Raw genomic sequence first — 21,962 nt, 5'->3', positions numbered from 1 at the left:
CGTTGCACGCCATGGGCAGGATGGGCGTAGCGCGCGGCGCGGCACAAAGGGCCAACGTTTACGACACGACCTGCGTCATACCGGCCAAGATACAGGCCGCCTGCCCTGTCGGCGTGGCGCGCAGCACGGGCACCGCGAGTTTGCACTCAGCCCTGACCAATGGGCAGCGCGGGTGAAAGGCACAGCCCGCAGGGGGCGAGATCGGGTTCGGGATTTCACCGCTGACCGATGTACGCCGACGCCCCGAGAGCGCCAGATCGGGCACCGCATCAAGCAGCATCCGCGTATAGGGGTGCTGGGGTTCGTGAAACAGCCGCTTGGCATCGGCCACCTCGACCAAGCGGCCCAGATAAAGCACGCCGATCCGGTTCGACATGTGCCGCACCACCGACAGATCATGCGAGATCAGCAGATAGGTCAGTTTGAACTCATCTTGCAGATCGCGCATCAGGTTGAGGATTTGCGCCTGCACCGAGACATCGAGCGCGGATGTCGGCTCGTCACAGACGATGAATTCGGGCCGTGAGGACAGTGCGCGGGCAATCGCGATGCGCTGGCGCTGGCCGCCCGAAAATTCGTGCGGGAATTTGCCGGCATCGGCGGCTGACAGCCCCACCAGATCCAACAGCCGTCGCCACCTCGCGGCCCACATCGCCCCGTGGCATCAGGCCCAAGGTGCGGATCGGTTCCGCGATGATATCGCCCACGCGCCAACGGGGGTTGAGGCTGGCGAAGGGGTCTTGAAAGATCATCTGCATCCGACGGCGCAGCGCGCGCATGGCGATGGGGTCGGCGGGGTCCATCGCCTGCCCCTCAATCGCGATCTGGCCCGCGCTTGGGGTCAATAGCCCCACGATCATCTTGGCGATGGTCGATTTGCCAGAACCGGACTCGCCCACCAAGGCAAAGGTCTCGCCCTTGTTGATGGCAAAGCTGACATCCGCCGTGGCGGTCAGGAATTGACGCTCTTCACGCTCTAGCACGCGGTTCAGCCAAGGTTTGGAGACATCGAAGCGGCGGGTCAGGCCCGTGACCGTCAAAAAGGGTTCAGCCATGGTGCTGTTCCGTCTCCAACAGCCAACAGGCGGCTTCGTGCTGCGGGGCGACGGGCGTGAGGCCGGGGCGGTCGCGCAAGCAGCGATCCATGACCTGCATGCAGCGCGGGTTGAAGGCGCAGCCCGCAGGGATCGCATCCAAACGCGGCATGGCACCGGGGATCTGCACCAAGCGGTCGGACATCTGTTCCAGCGTCGGGATCGAGCCCATCAGCCCAGCGGTATAGGGGTGGCGCGCGTGCAGAATTACATCGCGCACCGGCCCGATCTCGGCCATGCGGCCCGCGTAAAGCACCGCGACACGGTCGGCGGTTTCCGCGATCACGCCCATATCATGGGTGATCAGCATCACTGCAGCCCCCCGTTCGGCGCAGATCTCTTTCAGCACATCGATAATCTGCGCCTGCACCGAGACATCAAGCGCTGTCGTCGGCTCATCGGCGATGACCAGTTCCGGCTCGGCGGCGAGGGCCAAGGCAATCACCACGCGCTGGCGCATACCGCCGGAGAAATGATGCGGGTAATCATCGATCCGGCGCGCGGCGGCGGGAATGCCCACCCGATCCAAGAGTGCGATGGCGCGCGCGCGCGCTTCTTTCTCGGAGACATCCATATGGGTACGGATCGTCTCGGTCAGTTGCTGGGCGATGGTGTAGAGCGGGTTGAGGCTGGTCAGCGGGTCTTGGAACACCATGCCGATCCGGCGGCCGCGCACACGGCGCATGGCTTCGGGCGAAAGCTGGTCGATACGCATCATCCCCGAGCCAGACCTCGCCCCCCGCGATGCGACCGGGCGGCTCGATCAGGCCGATGATGGCGGCCCCGGTGATGGATTTGCCCGCCCCGGATCTCGCCCACCATCCCCAAAACCTCGCCAGGGGCGATGTCAAACGACACCCCATCAAGCGCGCGCAGTGTGCCGCGCCTTGTGGGGAATTCGACAACAAGATCACGGACGGACAGCAATGGCTTGGTCATCAGCGCAACCTCGGGTTCAGCGCATCGCGCAGCCAATCGCCGAGCATGTTGACCGACAAGGCCAGCGCCAACAGCGTCAACGCAGGGAACAGCAAGATCCACCATTCGCCCGAGAACAGGAATTGCTGGCCGATGCGGATCAGCGTGCCAAGGCTGGGCTGGGTCGGCGGCACGCCCACGCCAAGAAAGGACAGCGTCGCCTCGGCGATGATGGCAAGCGCCACGCTGATCGTGGCAATCACCAGCACCGGGCCCATCACATTGGGCAAGATGTGGCGGATCAAGATGCGCAAGGGGCGTGACACCGATCACGCGGGCGGCTTGGACATATTCCTTGCCCTTTTCCACCATGGTCGCACCGCGCACGACGCGCGCGAATTGCACCCAATCACTGAGCCCGATGGCCACGATCAAGACCCAGATCGCCATCGCCTCGCGCTGGGTGGGGGGGATGATGCCGCGCGCCACGCCAAAGATCAAAAGCGCGATCAGGATCGAGGGGAAGGAGAGCTGCACATCGGCAACCCGCATCAAGACCGCATCGACCCAACCGCCGCGATAACCCGCCACCAGACCCGCGCTGATGCCCAAGACCATCGCCAAGAGCACCGCAGAGACCCCCACGAAAAGCGAAATGCGCGCACCGTAAAGGATGGTCGAGAACACATCGCGGCCCTGATTGTCGGTGCCCATCAGATAGGTGCTGCCGGTAAAGGCGTTGGGCTGCATCGGGGGCGTGAAGCCATCCATCAGGTTCAGGCTGGAGGGGTCATAAGGGTTGGTGGGCGCGATCCACGGCGCAAAAATGGCCGCCAGCACGATCACCAGCGCCACAAGACCCGAGATGATCGCCACCGGCGAGCGGCGGAACGAGGCCGCGACATCGCTGTCCCAGATGCGGAAAAGGCGGCCGCGTGGCTTGGTATCTTGCATAACGCCCCCCTCAGTGCCGCACACCGCCGCGCTCGACGCGCAGGCGGGGATCGACCGCATAATATAGCAGATCGACGATCAGGTTGATGATGACGAAAATCAGCGCGATCAGCACCAGATAGGCCGACATCACCGGCACATCGACGACACGCACGGAGTTGATGAACAAGGCACCGACGCCCGGCCATTGAAACACGGTCTCGGTGATGATGGCGAAAGCGATGATCGAGCCCAGTTGCAGCCCGGTGATGGTGATCACGGGCACCATGGTGTTTTTGAGCGCATGGCCGAAATGCACCGCGCGGTTGCTGAGGCCACGCGCGCGGGCGAATTTGATATAGTCGGTGCGCAAAACCTCGAGCATTTCGGCGCGCACCAGACGCATGATCAGCGTCATCTGGTAAAGCCCCAGCGTGATCGCGGGCAAGATGAGCGAAGCACGGCCCGATTGCGTCAAAAACCCGGTTTCCCAGCCCCAAGGCAACGCCACCGTGTCACCCCGCCCGAATGAGGGCAGCCATTGCAACTCGACCGCGAAAATCCAGATCAAAAGCACACCGATCAGAAAGGTGGGCAGCGACACACCGATGAGGGACACGGTCATGATCGCCGTCGACAGCGCACCACGCCGATGAAGCGCGGTATAGACCCCTGCCCCTACCCCGAAGACAAAGGCCGCCAACCCCGAGATCAGCGCCAATTCCAACGTCGCAGGCAGGCGCGACAGGATCAACTCCATCACCGGCTGTTGCAGACGGTAGGAAATGCCAAACTCGCCTTGCGCGGCATTGCCCACGAAACGGGCGAATTGGACAACAAAAGGATCATTCAGGCCAAGGTTTTCGCGCAGCGCGGCACGATCCTCGAGCGATGTTTCTTGGCCGACCATCGCATAGATCGGATCGCCCACATAGCGAAACAGCGCGAAAGACACGAGCGCCACGGCCAGCATCACAAGGACCGACTGCACGATCCGGCGGATGATATAGGCAAGCATGCGATGCCCCTGTTGATGGCCTGTGTGTGAAGAAAACGGCCCGCATGGGGGTTCCCATGCGGGCCGCAAGTTTGGCGCCAGATCAGCGCGTGAAGGTCACATCGGCCATCGACGGCTGGTTCTCGGGATGAACCGGCAGGTTGATGCCATCGCGCACGGCATAGGCCAAAAGCTGGTTATGCACGTTCAGGAAAACGCGATCTTCCATCACCTTGTCCCAGATTTGCGCGATAGTGGCATCGCGGGCCTCCAGATCGGTCATGGTGGCCAGCGACTCGATCATCGCGTTGACCTCGGGGTTGTCGTAGCGCGCGCCATTGTAGCTGCCGTAGCCTTCTTCGCGGCCATGCACGAGGAAGTTGAAGACATAGGCGCTGTCAAAGGTCGGCACACCCCAGCCGAGCAGGTAGAAGTCGGTCTCCCAACGCTCGATCAGCGGGAAATGCTGCGAGCGGGTCTGCGAGATCAGGTTGGCGCTAATGCCGATCCTGCCCAGCATGCCGACGAAAGCCTGACAGATCGCTTCGTCGTTGAGGTAGCGGTCGTTGGGGCAATGCAGATCGACCGAGAAACCATCGGGATAGATGCCGCGCACAAGCGTGTTGGCCCGGTCGTAATCAGGCGCGCCATAGGCGTGCAGATCCTCGCGCCAGCCGTTGACGAAGGGCGGAAGCGGCGCGGCCGAGGGCTGCGACTGGCCGCGCATCACCACCTGCTGGATCGCGTCGCGATCAAGGGCCAGTGACATGGCTTCGCGGATTTCGGGGTGCGAGAAGGGGTTATCTTCGACATTGGCGCTGATCAGCTTGGGCGATGCCTGATCATAGCTGAAGAAGATATTGCGGTTTTCCGGGCCGGTGGCCACCGTGATGCCCGCTGTCTGTTCCAGACGCGCGATATCTTGCACAGGCACGTCTTGGACCACATCCACCTCGCCCGACAAAAGCGCGGCCACACGGGTCGCGGCCTCGGCGATCGGGGTATAGATGATCTCGGTCACTTGCGGGTCTGCATCCCAATGGCCGTCAAAATGCGCCAGCACCGTGCGCACTTCGGGGTCGCGCGACACAAGGCGGTAAGGGCCTGTGCCATTGGCGTTGCGCACGGCGAAATTCTCTTCGCCTGCGGCGAAATTCTGCGGCACTTCCACAGCATTGGCGGCGGCCCAGCCGCTATCCATGATGAAGAAGTTGGTCAGGTTTTGTACATAAAGCGGCGAAGGGCCTGCCATCTGGATATGCACGGTGTAGTCGTCGATCGCAGTCGCACCGGTCACGGCGGAATGCAGCGCGCGGAAGCCCGAGCTTTCATGGCGCACGCGGTCCATCGAGAAGACCACATCCTCGGCGGTGAAGGCGCTGCCGTCGTGGAAGGTCACGCCTTCGCGCAGCTTCAAGACCCAAATCGTCGGATCATCGGCATGGATCGACCATTCGGTCGCCAGACGCGGCTTGAGCGAGCCATCGGTATCGCGGCGCACCAGCGTCTCGTACATGTGGTGCAGAAGGGTCGAGGTCGGCCCCTCGTTCTGGCTATGCGGGTCAAGCGTCAGCGCGTCGGCCACGCGGGCCCAACGAAGGGTTTCGGCATGGCTGGCACTGGCAACAAGCGTCAGCGCAAGCGCAGACACCATCAAGCGGCGCGGCGCGGTCGTCAGAAATGAAGTCATTGATCGTCTCCCTTTGGATCAGTCGGCAGTATCGGCTTATCTTGCCACAGCATGCTGCACGGCAAGGTGGTGCGAAACAAGCTCTTTGATCATGTGGTAAAAGACCCGGCTTCAAGGGTCAATCACCGATCAATTCCACCGCGAAGCGGCGGTCACGCGGGACAGATTTCCGCCGATGAGCAACGCCCCTGCCCCTTGCCACACCCGTGCAGCGCTGTGTTGATGTCCACGCCGGTGAGGTGCTGCGCGACCAATGACGGAGCGCAACCTTGCGGTCGGAATGATGAGTCAACCGCATCTTCTTATCGCACTTTGGCGCTAATCCACATCGCCAGTTATGTGTGTAATCACGCTTAACTGCGCAGCCCTGGGTCAAATTCTATTTTGAGCCAATTCGGGCATAATGGGAGCAGTCGGCGCAAGCATCACGCTAAAATCAATCTAACGAATATAGATTATATCCTTAGTTGGTAAATTATCTTTTCGAGAATTAATCTAGGTTATTTCGGCGCAGCAGATGAGCGCTCGCGACTATTCTGCTGTTCGTCATTGATTTTTCATACCATGACCTAACATAATTTCGGTATTTACGTGACATCACGAAAATCACACCCGAGCGTGAACGGTGTATTTAACGGCCGGACAACCGGGGCGGCGAGGTAAGATGAGATTTGAAACCGTTGTGAACGACACGGCATCTTCTTCGCGCAGCAATGCGCAGCCTTTGGTGAGTTTGATCATTGGCGATTCACCGCGCATGGTTGAACTCAAACGGCTGGTTAAAATCGTGGGCCCGTCGCTGGCCACCGTGATGTTGAGCGGTGAGACGGGCGTGGGCAAAGATATTGTTGCGCAAGATATCCACCGTCAAAGCTTACGCTCCGGCCCCTTTGTGGCAATCAACTGCGCTGCCATTCCTGCCGAGCTTTTGGAATCCGAGTTGTTTGGCTACGAGAAAGGTGCATTTACCGGCGCAGATCGTGCGCGCATGGGTCGCTTTGAGATGTCGAACGGCGGCACACTGTTTCTTGACGAGATCGGTGATATGCCTTTGGCGCTGCAATCAAAACTGCTGCGCACACTTGAAAACCACTGCATCCAGCGCATCGGGGGCAACCGCGAGATCAAGCTTGATCTGCGGCTGATCTGCGCCACGCATCAAAATGTTGAACGGATGGTCGAAGATGGCCGCTTTCGCGCCGATCTTTACTATCGTTTGGCAACCTTTCCAATCAAAGTGCCGCCTTTGTCAGAGCGGCGCGAGGATATCCCCGCTCTGCTTGAAGCGCTGATGGTGAGCTATCTAGAGCGACAGCCGGGCGCTTTGGCCCCGCGCTTTAGCCCGGCGGCGGTCGAAGCGCTCAAGGGTCATGAATGGCCCGGAAATGTCCGCGAATTACGCAATGTTCTTGAACGTGCCTTTGTTTTGTTTGCTGGCCAAGAGATCTCGGGGCGCAATGTGGTCGAAAACTTGCTGCGCTTGCGCCTGCCCGAGGCAAACGCACAAGCAGAGAATGACGCACTATGGGAGGCGGCGGCAACTTTTGGCGGTGAGGTTGCGGAATTGCCCGAGACGATCACCCAAGCCGCACTCCCCAGCCCTGAGGACTTCCGCTTGTGGTTTCGCCATAATGACGAGATCGATTTGCGCGGCTTCATCCGCGATGTCGAGGTTGTGTTGATCGAAGCGGCCCTTGCCGCCAAGGATGGGCTGGTCAGTCACGCCGCCGACGCGTTGAAGCTCCGCCGGACGACCTTGATCGAGAAGATGAAGAAGCTGATGATTGAACGGCCAAACTTGGGCTAACGCGCGCTTATTCGCCCGCCTTGTTCCATGCATCAAGCATCGAGGTCAGGTAACTGCCGGTACTCTTGAGCTGTGTCACAATGCTTTCCATCGCGCCGAACTTGACCATGTAGCGGTCGTTGATCCGGGTTTCGCTAAGGACGAGATCGTCGAGCGATTCTTCCTTGTCGCGCATATCTGTCTCAAACCGGCTTGTGCGCAGGGCGATGTCACCATCCGTAGCAAGGCTTTGTTCAACGAAATCGCGGACCCGATCGATCAGGCTTTCACCGAAATAGACCATCGCGCTCATCGGGCTGCTATCGGTCACGCGCAAGCTTACCCCCGCGAAATCGCCAGTGATCTTGTAGAACTCAGGCACGCCATCAACTGTGCGTTGAATAAGCGTTTCGCCATTGAGCGTTGCTGTATTGGCATCGGTGAATTCAAAAGCATATGCGCCCGCCGGCGGCGCGGCAAAGCTTGCAAGATTTACGCTTACCCCCTCGGACGAGGATTGGTTCAAGGATTGAAAGATCGCTCGGTATTGGGCGGGATCGCTGGCCATCACAGCTTGAAACACATCGCTATCAAGCGAGAGAGAGCCGTCGCGCTCGGTCCGGACGCCGAGGTTGGATAGGTAGATTGCGTCATCACCGAACCCGTCAAGCGGTGTCGTTGTCAAGGCCGCAAAGCTTCGCTTGAGGGCCGCCACGGTTGGGTCTGAGACAAGCGGCCCGCTGCTTGCGCCGTTGATCCCGCGTTTGGACGCCTCGCGCAACATTGCCCCGGTGGTATTGAGCGCATCGACAAAGGCGCGCATCTCTGCCTCGGCAAGGTCGGGATCTTCAAGCGCCACAACTGTGACCGGGCTTGCGGTTGTTGCCGTGAGCGACAGGGTCAGCCCCGGCAAAAGATCATCGATGGTGTTTGAGCTCCGCGTGACAGCGATGCCATCGACACTGAGCGCTGCATCGCTTGCCGCGACGATCTGGTTGGCGTTATTCGTCGTGTCGAAATCATCAAGTGGATCGCTGGCCGTGATGAGTATCGCACTCGCGGCCCCGGTATCTGTCAAGACAGCCAGTGAAAATTTACCATCACCCTTTGCGATGACCTGCGCCGAAAGACCTGTCACCGCCGAGAGTTTAGTGGCAAGATCATCAAGTCCGTCGGTCGCCGAAAGCGTGATCGTCACGGCAGTGCGGCTTGATGCGGTGAAGGCCGGAACATCAGACCAGCTTCCAAAATCAATCTCAAGGCTGCCGGCACCAAGGATTTGGTCGGCGGTTGAAAAATTCGTGAATTCAAGCACCTGCCCCTGCGCAAGCGCTGTGACCTCGACCGAGGCGGTGCGGTTTTCGAGCGCGTCGATGTCCGAGATTTCGACCCCCACAGCGGCGGAGGAAGACGCGACATCAAAGGCAAGACCGGCAGACTCCACCGAGAGCGCGCTGCGCAATGTCTCCATGCCCGCTTGCAATTTGCCCATCTCGGAAATCGACAATTCGATCTCTTCTTTCTGGGACGATAGCTGGGCGCGTTTGGGCTCAATCTCGGCGGCAGTCAAGCTTTGCACCAGCTGGGTGATGTTCAGCCCCGACCCTTGGCTGTTCAGCGTGCTGAGATAATCTACCGCCATCCGCCTTTTTCCTTTTGCAGGCCTACTTCCCTAAACGACACAGAGCGGTGCATTGTTACCGGCAAGCGCATGTCAGTATTCGATCGAAATCTCGATCCGGCGATTGCGTTCACGGCCCTCGGCGGTGTCATTGGTGTCTACGGGCTGGGTTTCGCCAAAGCTGACGGCTTGCATCCGCCCGGGTTGCACCAACCCCGTGGCTTCTATCGATTGCACCACGCTGGCCGAACGCGCGGCGGCAAGATCCCAATTATCGCGGAAAACGCCGCTGATCGGCACATCGTCGGTATGGCCAGCCACGACGATGGTGCTTTCATCGTCCATCGCGGCAAAGGCGATGCGGCTCATGATATCGCGCGCTGCCGCCGTCAGATCAGCGGAACCGGAGGGGAAAGCCCCGCCTGCACCAACCGTGACCACAACCTTGCCCTCGACCTGTTCGACCTCGACCAACCCTTCGCCAAGCTCTTGACGCAGGGCGACGGTGAGCATGTCCTTGGCAATCGAGGCCCTTTCTGCACTGGCCTGCGCTTCGGCCTGTTGCTGTTCAAGCCGCTCAAGCTCGGCTTGGCCAAGGCTGGTGTCAGGTTGTTGCGCGGCAGCTGCAAGTTCGGCGAGCTGTTGTTCAAGCCCTCCGAACAGAACCTCGCTGTCGGCCTTGCCACTGGCTTGGCGCGCCTCGGCCAGCGCTTGCAATGTTTCCTCGATCAAGCTGGGCAGATCTTTCTGGGCTGTGTCTTCGGAGGGGAAGTTAATCACGACATTCTCGCCTGCCATCTCGACCGAGACTTCGCCGGATTGGATTGCCTGATCAAGGGCGCGGGCCAGTTCCGTGGCATCAAGCGTATCAGATTGCGCGCCGGATTGCTCTTCGGGGGTGGTCTCTTGCTGGCCACCCGAGCCTTCGGACGTGCCGTCCTGCCCGTCATCGCCACCCTCTGGTGCGACTTCTTCTTCGGTTTTGACCTCAAGCTCGGGGCGTTCAAGCTCGGTGGTTTGCTGGGTCATCTCATTGGTGACAGACGGGCTTGGCGATGGGCTGAACTCCATCGAGATGACGGTCGTTCCCTTGGGCTGTTCGACCACAGGAATAACGCGCTGCACGCCAAAGGCATTGTTCAACGAGCCGGAGATCTGCTTGAATTTCGGGGTGTTGAATTCAGCAAACGACAAGATGAGCACGAAGAACGCCATCAATAGCGTTGCCATGTCAGCAAATGTCGACATCCATGCCGGCGCGCCCACGGGTGGACACTTTGGGCATTCCTCTTCCTCCGGCTCTTCAACCGCAACGATTGCTTCGGCCATGTTTCAAATCCCCGTGCGGCGCAAACCCTGATCTTAGGCTGCGTCTAGCTTTGCCTGCATCTTTGGCGGTAGGTTTGCCGCCATCTGATCTTGGATGTTGCGCGGGCTTTCACTGCGGGCGATGCCACGAAGCCCCGTGATCACCATTTCGCGATACCGGACCTCATAGGCGGTGAAATTCTCAAGCTTGGTCAGCATCGGCATGAACAGCACGTTGGCGATGAACGCGCCATAAAGAGTCGTCAACAAGGCCACCGCCATCGCCGGACCAATCGCTTTGGGGTCAGCCATATTGCCCAGCATGAGCACGAGGCCGATCAACGTGCCGATCATACCCATCGCGGGCGCAATATCGATCCATGCCTTCACGCAGCCCTGGTTGGCTTCGTGCCGGACCTTCATCGATTTGATCTCTTGGTTCAACTGGCTGACGAGCTTGTTTTCATCGGCCCCGTCCACCAACATTTGCAGGCCTTTTTCAAAGAATTTGTCGGGAACCTGCTGCCCTTCTAGCGCCATCATGCCATCCTTGCGCGCGACGGCGGCAAGCTCGACCATGCGGGTGATGAGCTGGTCCATTTTCTTGATCGGCGGCAAGAAGGCCTTGGCCATTGCGCCAAAGCTGCCCAAATAGGTGCCAAGCGGTGCGGTGTACATCGCGGCAAAAAATGTCCCGCCAAAAACGATCAAAATGGAGGGAATATCAATAAATGGGCCGATGCCACCGCCTGAAATCATGGCGCCGACAATCATGCCAATTGCCCCAATGAGGCCGATCAATGAACCGAGTTCCATTCAGTGTACCCTTTTGAAACGACTTGGGACTACCGTTTCCTTTTCAAGAACCGTACCATCTGGGGCGATAATCCTGCATGGTCTAAGATTTTTTAGCGCGCTCGTGTTTCCATCTGCGATCAGCGAGGTCGAAAGGCCCGATTGACCCACCTATGCGGTTCTGGAACAATTATGATAGCTACTGAGGGACGATTCTATGTTTAGACGTATCATCGGCCGGGTATGGGCGGCGACGGTCATTACGTTGATTGCATCACCGTTTGCCATCGCACAATATTATGAGCGCGAGCATCTTGTAAAGGATCTCTCGCTACGGATCGAGTGGATGCGTTGCAGCGTTGGGCAACGTTGGGACGAAGAACAAAAGACATGTTGGGGTGAAGCCGTTCGCCTTAACCACGACGAAATTGCAGAAGTCATTGAACAGGCCATCGCGCAACTTGGGGATGGCTGGCGCCTACCTAAGCTTGAAGAGCTTGAAAGCCTGGTCTGTGCCGAATGCGCGCCGCCAAAAATTGACGTTCAGCTATTTCCAAACACCATGTCAGAGCCATACTGGACCGGAGAAAAGAATTTTTGGTCGCCTAAGAACATTTGGACTGTCAGTTTCATGACGGGGGATCGCTATGGTCGGTTCTTTCCGTCACAACGGATGATGGTGCGTTTGGTGCGCGATAGCTCATCGGCGGGGCAACTATGAGACCGAATACAACGCGCGGGCATAAACAATCGCGGGTGACAACCGTTGATGCATTAGAGCAGCCAAACCGCGGTGTGAAACCGCACAGAGCAAGGTAAGCCGAGATGGCGGGAAGTACATCGACCGCATTGGTGCCCGTTTCGCGTGGCGAAGTGGCCATCGCGCGCAAAAATACCACGATCACCGATCCGCTGCGGCTTGTGCGCGACGATGTCCATCTGCATGACCGCGAAGAGGTGCGCAAATACCTTCCCGATATCCTCGGGCGCGCGCTGGCGCGGATGTGGATTGACCAATCTTTCGGGGACGCCTTTGCAACAGACCCGAAAAAGACCCTTGAGCAAGCAGGGGTGTTTTTGCCCGACAATATGGCGATCGAGCTCGACAAGGGCTCTAAGGATCGGCCCAAGATCATCGTGTTCGAAAGCCAGCCGAAATCCAAGTTCCGGATACGGGTGCTTTACCTGCAACTCGTCATGATGGCGGGGAAATGAGCAGGCTTGCTGCCGCCTTTGTCGTGTTTTGCCTGACAGCCGGTGCCGCAATAGCACAGGGTATTGACGAAGACGCGCAATTTGACGCCGCGACACAGGCCGTGCGCGACCGCGACTTTGGCCTTGCCATTGCGCTCTTTGAACCCCTTGCCGAGGCTGATATCCCAGACGCGCAGTTCAACCTTGCGGTGTTATTGCGCCAGGGCCGTGGTCGGCCACAAAACCATGTCGAGGCGCTTTATTGGAGTGCGCTGGCGCTGCTATCTGACGGTGCCTATGCGCAAGATATGGTGGCAGAGCTGATGGACAGCCTACCGCTTGGCGCGCGTGAGGCGGTTATTGCGCGCCTGCTTGACCGCCTTTCCGCGCAAGCCGCCGATGGTGAGCGCGATGCCCCTCGCAAACTGGCGCGGGTCTATGCGGAACTGATGGCTGAGCCTGATACGCGTTTGGCCTATATTTGGTTTTCCATCTGCTACGCATTAGGGGAAAACCGCTGTGGCGAGGGCCGCGACAGCATGGCCGGCGAGATCGAACCCGAAGATCTGATCGATGTTCAGATCGAAGCGGCCGATACCTTTGCAGGGCTACCCTTCGCGTTGGCACCGGCGGGACATAGCATGCCTGAGGCGGCGCAAAGCCAGTAAATCGGGGCCGATAATTTGAACCATGCAGGCGGCAAACCACATGTAAGGCAGTGATGCTGTTACGCGCCCCGTCGCGGCGCAACAGCATAAGAAAACATGACGCCACAAAACGAAAACGAGCCGCCCGAAAGCAGCTAGAAGAACAGCATAAATTTGTCCGACACGCGCGCCAATTGGCTTTGCGCAAACCGCCTTTAGCCTTGGACCATGTCCTTCAAATGGAGCGAAAAGCCCGATAAAATGCTTCCACGCATTTGTAGGTGGCGTTCCATCTCGGCAATCTGCATTTGCATCTGAACCATCTGGGCCTTTTCTTCTGGCCCCATTTCCAGCCCCGAAAGGCGTGGCAAGACCTCATCAACAAGCTCTGTCAGCTTGCTCATGACCGGGGCTAATGCACCCGGATCCCCAAGGTTTTCCAAGATTTCCGACAAGCTGCTTTGTAGCGTCTTGAGGATCTCTTGGGCCGTGGTCTGGCCATGGTTCAAATCTGCATTCATGGTCTGCTCATCCCCGCGAAGCGATGAAACTTTCCATGAGTTTCTCAGCCACCTTGTCGAGATCGACAGGGTAGGCCCCGCGCGAAATGGCTTCCTTGATCTTGCCCACCGCCTCAAGATCGATTGGCGGCGATTTGGCAAGGTCTGCGACCATGGATTTAGCGCCGAGGACATTTACCTCAGCATCCGTGCTCACTTGGGTCGGCAGCGCCGCTTGTGGTGGCTTTGCCTGTGATGCCGAAGTGCCGCCTTGCGACCCCCCGACTGGGACTTTCGGTCTAACCGAGTTATTGATGAAATCAATCATGACAGCCTCCTGACATGTCTACTAACGACGCAGGTTCAGTTCATGTTAGGGGAAACGACAATTTTTTTTCCGTCGCCCACGATCCCATTCAAAGTTTTGCGGGACCGGAGGTTTTGCACCTCGATGAAATCACCGATTTGCCCGTCTTCAAGCGCGATACCGGCCATGGAAATGACCATCTCGCCTGATACCGACTCAATCACAACAGGCTCACCTTCGCGCACAGCCCATTCCATTTCAAGATGCCGCTCGCGCACAGGGACACCTGCACCAAGCGTTTGCACCATCCTGCGCCCGACCAAGGGCGCGATCTCAGCGAAGGTTCCCGATGCTGGCGTGCGCACCATCTCGATCACCTCAAGTTTATCAGCCGTGATCACCTCGTCGCGGCGCACGGTCCGCGTGAATACCACCACGCTTGTCGTTTCGCTACTGGTTTCGCGCCCACCAAAGCTGAAACCTGCGGGCACTTCTGCCGAGGTGCGCACAACAATTGACCATGGAACCTGGCCCGGACAGGCGACATCGACGGCGTCCCATCTGCCTTCGCGTCGTGGCCCAATGGTAAGATCGACTTCGCAGGGGTAATAGCGGCGCTGTTCGGCCAAAATCGGCACGCCCTCTTGGCCGTTTTCGATCAAGGTCGCGCGCACGCGGGCGGCAATCTCGGCCCCCGTCAGGGGCGCGGGCTGATCGGCCTGCACCGGGCCGCCAAGCAGCATGACAAATATGAATGTCATCAGCGCACGGGTCATTTCGCCACCTGCATAAAGCTAACCCGCGTTCCAGCCAATGCGCGTGCCGTGCGGTTTCGGTCAATCGGGCGCAGTACCGCCGAATGATCGGCAAGGCTTTCGATCTCGAACAAGATGTAGGGTGTGGCCTGCCCTTCGGAGAAGGCAAGATGATGCCGCGTCAGGCCGTCCTTGGCACCGAAAGGAAGTGTCAGCCGATCACCGGACAGCGCCAAAACACCTTCCAGCGGGCGGCAGGCATAAGTATCGATCATGCCCGCGATATGCGCATCGATCCCATCGAGGAGTTTTTGGACAATCGCGCTGCGATCACGCGACGCCAAAACGTTCAGCGCGCGCAGTGGCAAGCCCGCGCTGAGGCGGACGGTTTGCTCATAGGTGCTGCGCGCACGCTCGGTATTTGTGCCGGTGTCAATCAGCCGTGAGCCAAGCACCAGCGTCAGCGCATTTTGCCCCTGCATCCGCAGCGCGATATCGGCATGATAGGCCAAGGAACCGGCCGGTGCGCGCTGGCTGGCGGTGGCCCCGCTGGTGAGCGCGGCATAATCCATATCAAGGCCAACCTGCGCGCTGCGCCCCGGCATGGTGCCCGTATCATTGGACCGGGTCAGGCTGACGCTTGGCCGCGACCTGATTGCGGCATCGATGCTATCGCGCAGTTCTGGGCCCAAAGTCTCGACCCAAGCTGGGGTCATCGGGTCGATCCGAAGCCGAAGCGGATAGGTGATGATGTCAAGCTCAGACCTGCGCGCGCAACTATCGACGATGGCCACCGGCGGATCGCCGACCACCGCGCGCAGCTGCACGCGGTAAAAGCCACCCACCTCTGTTTCCGACAGGATCGTATAATCAAGGATGCGTGATGCAGGACGTAAAATCAGCCGGTCGGATACCAAGATGCCATTGGAGGCGGCCGAGTAGCCGGTGACATCAGCGCCGCCCATGATTGCGGCCTCGACCAAGGCAGCTTCAAGGGCGCGCAACCGGGTTGTCGCCCGCCCTAGCCCGCTTTCGGCGGCCTGTCCCGTGACCTCGACCGTCATATTCTGGGCTAAGGCCGTCGAGGCCCCTGCCCCAAGGCAGAACGCAAAGGCCACAGATCCGATCAGAGCCAAGACACGCATCACCCTGCCCCTCACGCTCCGCGCCGCGCGGCCTTGAGCATCTGGTCGATCATATCGCGATCAACCTCGAGCAAGACCTCATAGGTGTCCGAGCCCCTTGGCTGGATATGCACCGTGCGCGCACCGCGCAACATGCCGGTCACGCTGCTGCGCATCGTGTCGCTTTGCAAAACGGCCTCGCCGATTGTCGTAACAGCATCGATGCGCACACCGTGGATCTGTTCGGTCAGATTGCGCATCGCCTCCATCCGCGCGACGCGAATGGCGTTCAGGCGGCGGTGGTTCAGGTTATTGCCGGGCTGCGCCGAAACCACGGCATAGCCCATCCCGCGGATTGACGGCACCTCGATGCGCACCTGATCTAGATTGTCGAGCACCTGTTCAACGGTCGCAAGCTCACGGGTTGTCGCCGCGGCGCTGGACGGAGGCGTAGGCACGGTCGACATCGCGCCGGGTCCGGGGACTTGTTGGCCAGAGACCGGCTGGCCTGTGACCCGTTGGATCGTGTCGCATGACGCAAGCGTCAGTATGGACACGACGATGACCAGATGAGCCATCAGCGGCCGGGAAAACAAAGTCACGAATAGGGCCTCCTGTCGCGAAAATGAGGATCATGGACCAAGCATTGTACCCAGCCGCAGATTGCCCAGCGGGGTTTGCACAGATCATGCCATCCCGCGCCAAAGCACTGAGAATTCCGTTTGGCACGAGTCTTGCTTTGTTTGTGCAGCAATCATGCCCATACGAGAGGCTTGGCCCGCATGAAAACCGCACTGATCGCCGAAAACGCAGTTAAGAATGCGACTTTCGGCCTTGGACAAACGGCCCAAAGTCAGCCTTTTGACGCGGAGACAGCGTCATGGATCTGACATCGCCCGCCCGTTTATTGACGGGTGCACGCGACGCATTAGGCGGTTCGGTTTTGCCGATCGGTATTCTTGTACTGGTCGCGATGATGGTTTTGCCATTGCCGGTTTTCTTGCTCGACAGTTTCTTTGTGCTGAATATTCTTTTGTCGCTTTTGATCTTGATGGTGACGATGCACACGTATCGGCCGCTGGATTTCTCGTCTTTTCCGAACCTATTGCTGATTGCCACGGTTCTGCGGTTGGCATTGAATGTGGCCTCGACCCGGATCGTTCTGAGCGAAGGCCATACCGGGCCTGACGCTGCCGGTCAGATCATCAAGGCCTTTGGGGAATTCGTGGTCGCGGGCAATTACGCGGTTGGTATCTTCGTCTTTATCATTCTGACGATCATCAACCTGGTCGTGATTACCAAAGGTGCTGGCCGTGTGTCAGAGGTTGCCGCCCGCTTTACCCTTGACGCTATGCCGGGCAAGCAGATGGCCATCGATGCCGATCTGAACGCCGGGGTCTTAAGCGCCGAGGAAGCCACGCTCCGGCGGCGCGAGGTCGCAGAGGAGGCCGATTTTTACGGCTCGATGGATGGTGCCTCGAAATTCGTCAAAGGCGATGCGATTGCCGGTATCTTGATCCTTGCGATCAATATCGTGGGCGGGCTGATCATTGGGATCGTGCAGCACAATATGGCGGTCGCCGATGCGGCGCAGGCCTATATTCTTTTGTCCATCGGCGATGGGCTTGTCGCACAGATCCCCTCTTTGCTGTTGTCGATTGCCACCGCCATCATCGTGACGCGGGTATCATCCAAGAGCAATATGGCCCAGCACATCTCGCGGCAGGTGCATTTGTCGCGCGCATGGATCCCAACCGCCGCCGTGTTGGGCGTTTTGGGTCTGGTGCCCGGCATGCCCAATGAGCTGTTTCTCATGTTTGCTGCTGGTGCAGCGGCTGCGGCCTATTTCGCGATCAGATCGGAAACGAATGAGGCGGATGAAACCGAGGCCGAGGAAGATACCGCCGCACCAATTTCGGGCGATGTCGTCACCCTTGAGGATGTCACCGATTATTCGCCGGTGTCCTTGCAACTGGGCTATGGGTTGATCTCGCTTGTTGATGAGGACAAGGCCGGACCGCTTGTGTCGCGCATCACCTCGATCCGGCGCGAAGTGTCCAAGGCGCTGGGTTTTGTCGTGCCAAGCGTGCGTATTCGCGACGATCTTGCGCTGCCGCCAAACCAATATCGCATCCGTATCGGCCATACGATCGTGGGCGAGGATATCGTTTATCCTGACCGCAAGCTTGCTTTGCCCGGCGAAGGCTCGACCGTCGATCTTGACGGGATCAAGGTGCGCGATCCCTCTTTCGGGGTCGAAGCGATCTGGATCCGCCCCGCGCAGCAATCACAGGCCGAGGCGAATGATTATGTGGTGATTGAGCCGATCTCGGTCATTGCGACCCATATGAGCCAATTGCTGACAAAGCACGCCGCCGACCTGATCGGCCAAGATGACGTTCAGGCCATGCTCGACAATCTGGCCAAGCGCAATCCGCAGCTGGTGCAATCCATCGTGCCGAAACTGGTGCCTTTGCATGTGCTGACCGAGGTGTTGCGCCTTTTGCTTGTTGAGCGCATCCCAATCGCCGATTTGCGAAAGATCCTTGAAGGTCTTTCCGGCATGGTCGCGAATGTCAAAAGCCCCGTCGCGATGTCCGAGGCCCTGCGCCCAAGTCTGGTGCCGCTCTTGATCCAACAATTGACCTCACTTGGTCAGACGATGCCCGTGATCACCCTGTCGCCTGATTTCGAGCAGCTTATGCTACGCACCTTGCGCCAAAGCGGTGATGACGGGCTGGTGCTGGACGGCGGCCTTGCCAAGACGCTTTTGCAGTCGCTCAACGAGATTAGTGAGCGCTTGGTCAATGAAAACCGCCCCAGCATCTTGGTTGTTGCCCCACCGATCCGCCGTCACTTGGCCGATTTCGTGCGCGTGCATGTCCCACAGGTGGTGATCCTTGGGTTTACCGAACTTCCCGAAAACCGCACCGTTGAAGTGGTGGCGACCATTGGTGACTTTAATGGCCTTCCGTCAGGCCAAAACCTTGAAAAAGAAAAGGTGAACTGACATGCCCACCGTTACTGTGTTGGCGCCCGATAGCGCCCTTGCAATGGATGAAGTGATCCGGCAACTGGGCGACAACGCCTATATCGTTGCGACGCACACACGCGATGGCCAAGTCGAGATTTTGGCGACCAACGAACCCGCACAGATCTTGCCACAGCGCAAACGCACCACAACTGTCAGTTTTGCCGATGCAATCTCTGAGCAGTTCATGCAAGCCGGCGGGGCGACATCGCTTTTTCCACCCGCGCGCGTGGATGACGAAACACCGCAGAAAAGCACCTCTGATCTAGGACCAAGCCACAGCGCGACCATCGTGACCATGCCGCAAACGCGCGTCCGGTCGCCGCAAGCCACATCGGCGGACGACCCGATCAACGACGCGGGCGGGAATAGTATCGGCACCAGCCTTTTCGAGCGTCTGCAACTTGACGCGATCAGCATCGATGCCACGCCGGTACCGCAGACACCCCCCACCCCCGCCGCAGAACCAAATGCGGCGCTGCACCCGGTGTTGCACGACATCGCAGAGCGTTTGGCCCGGCTTGAAGCGCGGGTGACACCCCAGCAACACCAAGGCGAAGGCGCGCGCGATCCGTTTGAGCAAGCTGGCTTTTCGGCGGCAATCATTGATCGCCTTGCGCCAAGCCGCACCGCACCTGAGCGGATGTCACAATTTGTGACCGCGATGACCAAAACCTTGGTGGCACCCGACCCGCTTGCCAGCCTTCGCGCGCCGGTCGTGGTGGTTGTGGGGCCAAGCGGCGCGGGAAAGACCGTTCTTGCTGGCAAGATCGCGGCCCTCATGCGCGAGACCGAAACAAGCCGTGACGTGGCGCTTATCTCGCTTTCGGAAACGCCATCATTCGCCAATGCGCCGTTGTCGATTTATGCCCGGATGCTGTCTGTCGGCCATGAAAACTGGCAGCCCGAGCAATTCACGCCCAGCCAAATTTTGAAATCGCATGGCACGCGTGTCATCGACACGAACCTTGAGCCCGAAACATTGCGCCAAAAGCTGGCTGAGTTGCGCGCGCAGATCGGGCATGCAGAGGTTGCGGTAATTATCGCGCTGCCCGTTGGGAGCAGCCCTGCGCGCGTGCGCGCCCAGCTTGCGCAATACAAAGACCTTGACCCAAAGATCGCTTTGACAAAGCTCGATGAATGCGAATTGTCGCCAGCGGAGGCTTCTACTATAGCTGAATGTGGCACGGAAATCGCATGGCTCTCGGGGACATGCGCGCTGATCGAGACAATGGCACCAGCGACCGAAGAGATGATGACCGAGTTCCTGACCGGCCTGCTTGCAGACGGTAATTGACAGGCCCAAGGCGCAGCTCGCGCGAAAGGAACCAAATGGCGCAATCCATCGCAATCGCAAGCGGCAAAGGCGGGGTCGGAAAAACCAGCATTTCTGTCAATCTTGCACTTGTCTTGCGGCAACTCGGTTCACGGGTGACGCTGCTTGATGCGGATTTCGGCACGGCCAATGCCCATATCTTGATGGGCCAAAACCTGCGCCCACGGATCGACAAGACCTTGCTGGCCGATGGGTCAGCCAATGACGCGCTTTCAACCAGCGCGCATGGGGTCAATATCTTGTCAGGGGGCTCTGCGGCGCTTGATCTGCTGGACCTCAAGAAAAACGAACGGCTGCAACTGATCCGTAATCTTGAATCCCTGAGCGATGAGACAGATTACCTGATTGTCGATACGCCCGCAGGTGCAAGTGACGCGACGCTTTCGTTCGTTGCTGCGGCTGATCGTGTCGTGCTTGTTGTTGTTGGCGAGCCCACAAGTTTCATGGATGCCTATACCATCGTGAAGGCGGCGCATCTTGAACATGGGGTGCGTAGCTTCTCGGTTGTTGTCAACATGGCAAGTAGTGCCCAAGAGGCACAGCGCCATTTCGATCATTTTTTGGCCATCGCGCTTCGGTTTCTCGATGTTGAGTTGACCTATTTGGGGCATTTGCCCATGTCTTTACCACTGCGCCGCTCGGTCGTGGCCCGCCGCCCCCTTATGGCCAATCCCGCAGATGCCAAAGGCGTCGAGGCAGAGGCATTTCGGTCGATTGCGCAGAAACTGCTAAAAGCGCCCGTGAACAAATCGAGCGGGATCCGTTTCTTCTTGGACACCATGGAGAAAGAAAGCTGATGTTACGCGCCCATTATCCCGAGCAGCGGCCATCACCGCATGATTTGATCGCCGGTCAGATGGAGCAAGTGCGCAAAATCGCCTATCATTTCCATGGGCGGGTGCGTGGCGCAGTTGAGGTCGAGGATCTGATCCAAGCGGGGTATATTGGGCTAGTGAATGCCGCGCAGAAATATGAACGCCAAGAAGGTGCGACATTCGCCGCCTATGCCGGGATAAAGATCCGAGGGTCTATCGCCGACCATTTGCGGCGCGCCTCGAACCTGTGCCGCACAACGATCATCAACCGCCAAAAGGTCAATCGCGCCACGCTTGCATTGGAACGCCGCCTACAGCGCCGCCCCACATCGGTCGAGATCGCCGAAGAGCTGGAAATGACGGTCGAAGAATATGAGCATTGGCGCCAAGCATTTCAGGCCAACACGCTGCAATCAATCGAAGAGGTCCATGACGAGTTTTCGGTCTGGTTCTTCAGCGACGCGGGTAATCCCGAAGACGAGATCAACAAAACCGAGCTGCGCGCCGCCTTGCGCAAGGCGCTCGAAAGCCTGAGCGAGCGCGAGGCGCTGGTCATCCAGCTTTATTATGTCGAAGAATGCAACATCTACGAAATCGCTGAAATCCTTGAAGTGACCACCGGCCGTATCTCGCAGATCAAGAAAGCCGCGATCAGCACCTTGCGACACCGCTTGGCAGAGCTGACAGGCGATACACAGGACTGAGGAAAAAATATGGGGCTTGATCCTAGCGCATCGCGTGAACGGCTGTCTTGCCTCCAGATGTTTTTGCAAAGTGCCGAATTGCGGCTGATCGGGGCCGAGGCACGGGCCGAGATCGAGCTAAGCTGCGAATTGACGAATATCGCGCGCAGCAATTGTCAGATCAGGCTTATTCCGGTCGACATCATGGGACGCGCAACCATCGGGCATGTGGAAATCCCCCTCAATCGACCGATCATGCGCGCCGAAATCTCGGTGTCACGCGCAAGCTTTGAGGTGTTTCTCAACAATCTACGCGCCGAGCCGGCCCGCCCCATCGCCATTGTCGTCGCCCTCGAAGACGAGATCGAAACCAATGGACATGGTGATTTTCTTGTTCCCTACCCTTCGCGGGTAGGCATCCTTGATCT

General features: G+C 58.8%; 20 protein-coding genes and 3 pseudogenes. 9 read left to right on the top strand and 14 right to left on the bottom strand.

Annotated elements, in window-relative coordinates:
• Window positions 1–58 precede the first annotated feature (58 nt).
• From KG698_RS00110 to KG698_RS15370, 6 genes and pseudogenes are all read right to left on the bottom strand, one after another.
• Window positions 59–1,055, bottom strand: a pseudogene (locus KG698_RS00110) (ABC transporter ATP-binding protein).
• Window positions 1,048–2,033 (bottom strand): annotated as a pseudogene (locus KG698_RS00105) (ABC transporter ATP-binding protein). The pseudogenes KG698_RS00110 and KG698_RS00105 overlap by 8 nt, the downstream one beginning before the upstream one ends.
• A pseudogene (locus tag KG698_RS00100) lies at window positions 2,033–2,966 on the bottom strand (ABC transporter permease). The pseudogenes KG698_RS00105 and KG698_RS00100 overlap by 1 nt, the downstream one beginning before the upstream one ends.
• 10 nt (window positions 2,967–2,976) lie before the next feature.
• Complete coding sequence (locus tag KG698_RS00095) at window positions 2,977–3,963, bottom strand: ABC transporter permease (RefSeq protein WP_213683555.1); 987 nt, start codon at window positions 3,961–3,963, stop codon at window positions 2,977–2,979.
• Between the two features lie 82 nt (window positions 3,964–4,045).
• Entirely contained in the window at window positions 4,046–5,632 is a 1,587-nt protein-coding gene (locus tag KG698_RS00090; protein ID WP_300982723.1) for an ABC transporter substrate-binding protein, read from the bottom strand.
• A 606-nt stretch (window positions 5,633–6,238) separates the two neighbouring features.
• Window positions 6,239–6,373, bottom strand: a complete 135-nt coding sequence (locus KG698_RS15370) for a hypothetical protein (protein WP_300982722.1) — start codon at window positions 6,371–6,373, stop codon at window positions 6,239–6,241.
• A gap of 16 nt (window positions 6,374–6,389) precedes the next feature.
• Between KG698_RS15370 and KG698_RS00085 the strand changes: the two genes are divergently transcribed.
• The gene (locus KG698_RS00085) at window positions 6,390–7,439 is read left to right on the top strand and encodes a sigma-54-dependent Fis family transcriptional regulator (protein WP_300982721.1); all 1,050 of its coding nucleotides are present in this window, start codon (window positions 6,390–6,392) and stop codon (window positions 7,437–7,439) included.
• A 7-nt stretch (window positions 7,440–7,446) separates the two neighbouring features.
• Here KG698_RS00085 and fliD read toward each other — a convergent pair whose 3' ends face one another.
• From fliD to KG698_RS00070, 3 genes are all read right to left on the bottom strand, one after another.
• A complete protein-coding gene (gene fliD, locus KG698_RS00080; RefSeq protein ID WP_213683553.1) occupies window positions 7,447–9,060 on the bottom strand; it encodes a flagellar filament capping protein FliD in 1,614 nt (537 codons plus the stop codon).
• Window positions 9,061–9,132: 72 nt separating this feature from the next.
• A complete protein-coding gene (locus tag KG698_RS00075; protein WP_213683552.1) occupies window positions 9,133–10,368 on the bottom strand; it encodes a flagellar motor protein MotB in 1,236 nt (411 codons plus the stop codon).
• A 33-nt stretch (window positions 10,369–10,401) separates the two neighbouring features.
• Window positions 10,402–11,163 carry a MotA/TolQ/ExbB proton channel family protein gene (locus KG698_RS00070; protein WP_213683551.1) on the bottom strand — a complete coding sequence of 254 codons (762 nt, stop codon included), beginning with the start codon at window positions 11,161–11,163 and terminating at the stop codon, window positions 10,402–10,404.
• A gap of 196 nt (window positions 11,164–11,359) precedes the next feature.
• Between KG698_RS00070 and KG698_RS00065 the strand changes: the two genes are divergently transcribed.
• The 3 genes from KG698_RS00065 to KG698_RS00055 all read left to right on the top strand — a co-directional run bounded on the left by KG698_RS00065 (window position 11,360) and on the right by KG698_RS00055 (window position 13,004).
• Window positions 11,360–11,863, top strand: coding sequence for a DUF1566 domain-containing protein (locus KG698_RS00065; RefSeq protein ID WP_213683550.1), 504 nt, complete (start codon window positions 11,360–11,362; stop codon window positions 11,861–11,863).
• Window positions 11,864–11,967: 104 nt separating this feature from the next.
• A complete protein-coding gene (locus KG698_RS00060; RefSeq protein ID WP_213683549.1) occupies window positions 11,968–12,357 on the top strand; it encodes a hypothetical protein in 390 nt (129 codons plus the stop codon).
• Window positions 12,354–13,004 carry a sel1 repeat family protein gene (locus tag KG698_RS00055; RefSeq protein WP_213683548.1) on the top strand — a complete coding sequence of 217 codons (651 nt, stop codon included), beginning with the start codon at window positions 12,354–12,356 and terminating at the stop codon, window positions 13,002–13,004. The genes KG698_RS00060 and KG698_RS00055 overlap by 4 nt, the downstream gene beginning before the upstream one ends.
• Window positions 13,005–13,198: 194 nt before the next feature.
• Here KG698_RS00055 and KG698_RS00050 read toward each other — a convergent pair whose 3' ends face one another.
• Genes KG698_RS00050 through KG698_RS00030 form a run of 5 tightly spaced genes read right to left on the bottom strand, consistent with a single transcriptional unit; the run spans window position 13,199 to window position 16,271 of the window.
• Window positions 13,199–13,504 (bottom strand): hypothetical protein, encoded by a 306-nt coding sequence (locus KG698_RS00050; RefSeq protein WP_213683547.1) that lies wholly within the window; start codon window positions 13,502–13,504, stop codon window positions 13,199–13,201.
• 7 nt (window positions 13,505–13,511) lie between these two features.
• The gene (flgM, locus tag KG698_RS00045) at window positions 13,512–13,811 is read right to left on the bottom strand and encodes a flagellar biosynthesis anti-sigma factor FlgM (RefSeq protein ID WP_213683546.1); all 300 of its coding nucleotides are present in this window, start codon (window positions 13,809–13,811) and stop codon (window positions 13,512–13,514) included.
• Between the two features lie 35 nt (window positions 13,812–13,846).
• Window positions 13,847–14,551 (bottom strand): flagellar basal body P-ring formation chaperone FlgA, encoded by a 705-nt coding sequence (flgA, locus tag KG698_RS00040; protein ID WP_213683545.1) that lies wholly within the window; start codon window positions 14,549–14,551, stop codon window positions 13,847–13,849.
• A gap of 11 nt (window positions 14,552–14,562) precedes the next feature.
• Complete coding sequence (locus KG698_RS00035; RefSeq protein WP_213683544.1) at window positions 14,563–15,690, bottom strand: flagellar assembly protein T N-terminal domain-containing protein; 1,128 nt, start codon at window positions 15,688–15,690, stop codon at window positions 14,563–14,565.
• A gap of 11 nt (window positions 15,691–15,701) precedes the next feature.
• Window positions 15,702–16,271, bottom strand: a complete 570-nt coding sequence (locus KG698_RS00030) for an LPP20 family lipoprotein (protein WP_367113998.1) — start codon at window positions 16,269–16,271, stop codon at window positions 15,702–15,704.
• A 278-nt stretch (window positions 16,272–16,549) separates the two neighbouring features.
• Here KG698_RS00030 and flhA point away from each other — a divergent pair, with 278 nt between their 5' ends.
• The 5 genes from flhA to KG698_RS00005 all read left to right on the top strand — a co-directional run.
• Window positions 16,550–18,679 (top strand): flagellar biosynthesis protein FlhA, encoded by a 2,130-nt coding sequence (gene flhA, locus KG698_RS00025; RefSeq protein ID WP_213683543.1) that lies wholly within the window; start codon window positions 16,550–16,552, stop codon window positions 18,677–18,679.
• 1 nt (window position 18,680) lies between these two features.
• Complete coding sequence (locus tag KG698_RS00020; protein WP_213683542.1) at window positions 18,681–19,997, top strand: hypothetical protein; 1,317 nt, start codon at window positions 18,681–18,683, stop codon at window positions 19,995–19,997.
• 35 nt (window positions 19,998–20,032) lie between these two features.
• Window positions 20,033–20,833, top strand: coding sequence for a P-loop NTPase (locus KG698_RS00015; RefSeq protein WP_213683541.1), 801 nt, complete (start codon window positions 20,033–20,035; stop codon window positions 20,831–20,833).
• On the top strand, window positions 20,833–21,555 hold the full coding sequence (locus KG698_RS00010; protein ID WP_213683540.1) for a sigma-70 family RNA polymerase sigma factor: 723 nt from the start codon (window positions 20,833–20,835) through the stop codon (window positions 21,553–21,555). Before KG698_RS00015 ends, KG698_RS00010 begins: the two co-directional genes overlap by 1 nt.
• A 9-nt stretch (window positions 21,556–21,564) precedes the next feature.
• A partial coding sequence (locus KG698_RS00005; RefSeq protein WP_213683539.1) for a hypothetical protein occupies window positions 21,565–21,962 on the top strand: 398 nt, incomplete at its 3' end.

The sequence above is a fragment of the Roseicyclus sp. genome, from assembly GCF_018402035.1.
Taxonomy (GTDB): Bacteria; Pseudomonadota; Alphaproteobacteria; order Rhodobacterales; family Rhodobacteraceae; genus Roseicyclus.
The sequence above is the reverse complement of the archived record's forward strand: the minus strand, read 5'-3'. Positions and strand labels throughout refer to the sequence as shown.

Bases quoted from the DNA above. Each gene is read 5' to 3' on its own strand.
- KG698_RS00095 (WP_213683555.1), bottom strand. From the start codon at position 3,963: ATGCTTGCCTATATCATCCGCCGGATCGTGCAGTCGGTCCTTGTGATG.
- KG698_RS00090 (WP_300982723.1), bottom strand. From the start codon at position 5,632: ATGACTTCATTTCTGACGACCGCGCCGCGCCGCTTGATGGTGTCTGCG.
- KG698_RS15370 (WP_300982722.1), bottom strand. From the start codon at position 6,373: ATGATCAAACTCACCAAAGGCTGCGCATTGCTGCGCGAAGAAGATGCC.
- KG698_RS00085 (WP_300982721.1), top strand. From the start codon at position 6,390: ATGGTTGAACTCAAACGGCTGGTTAAAATCGTGGGCCCGTCGCTGGCC.
- fliD (WP_213683553.1), bottom strand. From the start codon at position 9,060: ATGGCGGTAGATTATCTCAGCACGCTGAACAGCCAAGGGTCGGGGCTG.
- KG698_RS00075 (WP_213683552.1), bottom strand. From the start codon at position 10,368: ATGGCCGAAGCAATCGTTGCGGTTGAAGAGCCGGAGGAAGAGGAATGC.
- KG698_RS00070 (WP_213683551.1), bottom strand. From the start codon at position 11,163: ATGGAACTCGGTTCATTGATCGGCCTCATTGGGGCAATTGGCATGATT.
- KG698_RS00065 (WP_213683550.1), top strand. From the start codon at position 11,360: ATGTTTAGACGTATCATCGGCCGGGTATGGGCGGCGACGGTCATTACG.
- KG698_RS00060 (WP_213683549.1), top strand. From the start codon at position 11,968: ATGGCGGGAAGTACATCGACCGCATTGGTGCCCGTTTCGCGTGGCGAA.
- KG698_RS00055 (WP_213683548.1), top strand. From the start codon at position 12,354: ATGAGCAGGCTTGCTGCCGCCTTTGTCGTGTTTTGCCTGACAGCCGGT.
- KG698_RS00050 (WP_213683547.1), bottom strand. From the start codon at position 13,504: ATGAATGCAGATTTGAACCATGGCCAGACCACGGCCCAAGAGATCCTC.
- flgM (WP_213683546.1), bottom strand. From the start codon at position 13,811: ATGATTGATTTCATCAATAACTCGGTTAGACCGAAAGTCCCAGTCGGG.
- flgA (WP_213683545.1), bottom strand. From the start codon at position 14,551: ATGACATTCATATTTGTCATGCTGCTTGGCGGCCCGGTGCAGGCCGAT.
- KG698_RS00035 (WP_213683544.1), bottom strand. From the start codon at position 15,690: ATGCGTGTCTTGGCTCTGATCGGATCTGTGGCCTTTGCGTTCTGCCTT.
- flhA (WP_213683543.1), top strand. From the start codon at position 16,550: ATGGATCTGACATCGCCCGCCCGTTTATTGACGGGTGCACGCGACGCA.
- KG698_RS00020 (WP_213683542.1), top strand. From the start codon at position 18,681: ATGCCCACCGTTACTGTGTTGGCGCCCGATAGCGCCCTTGCAATGGAT.
- KG698_RS00015 (WP_213683541.1), top strand. From the start codon at position 20,033: ATGGCGCAATCCATCGCAATCGCAAGCGGCAAAGGCGGGGTCGGAAAA.
- KG698_RS00010 (WP_213683540.1), top strand. From the start codon at position 20,833: ATGTTACGCGCCCATTATCCCGAGCAGCGGCCATCACCGCATGATTTG.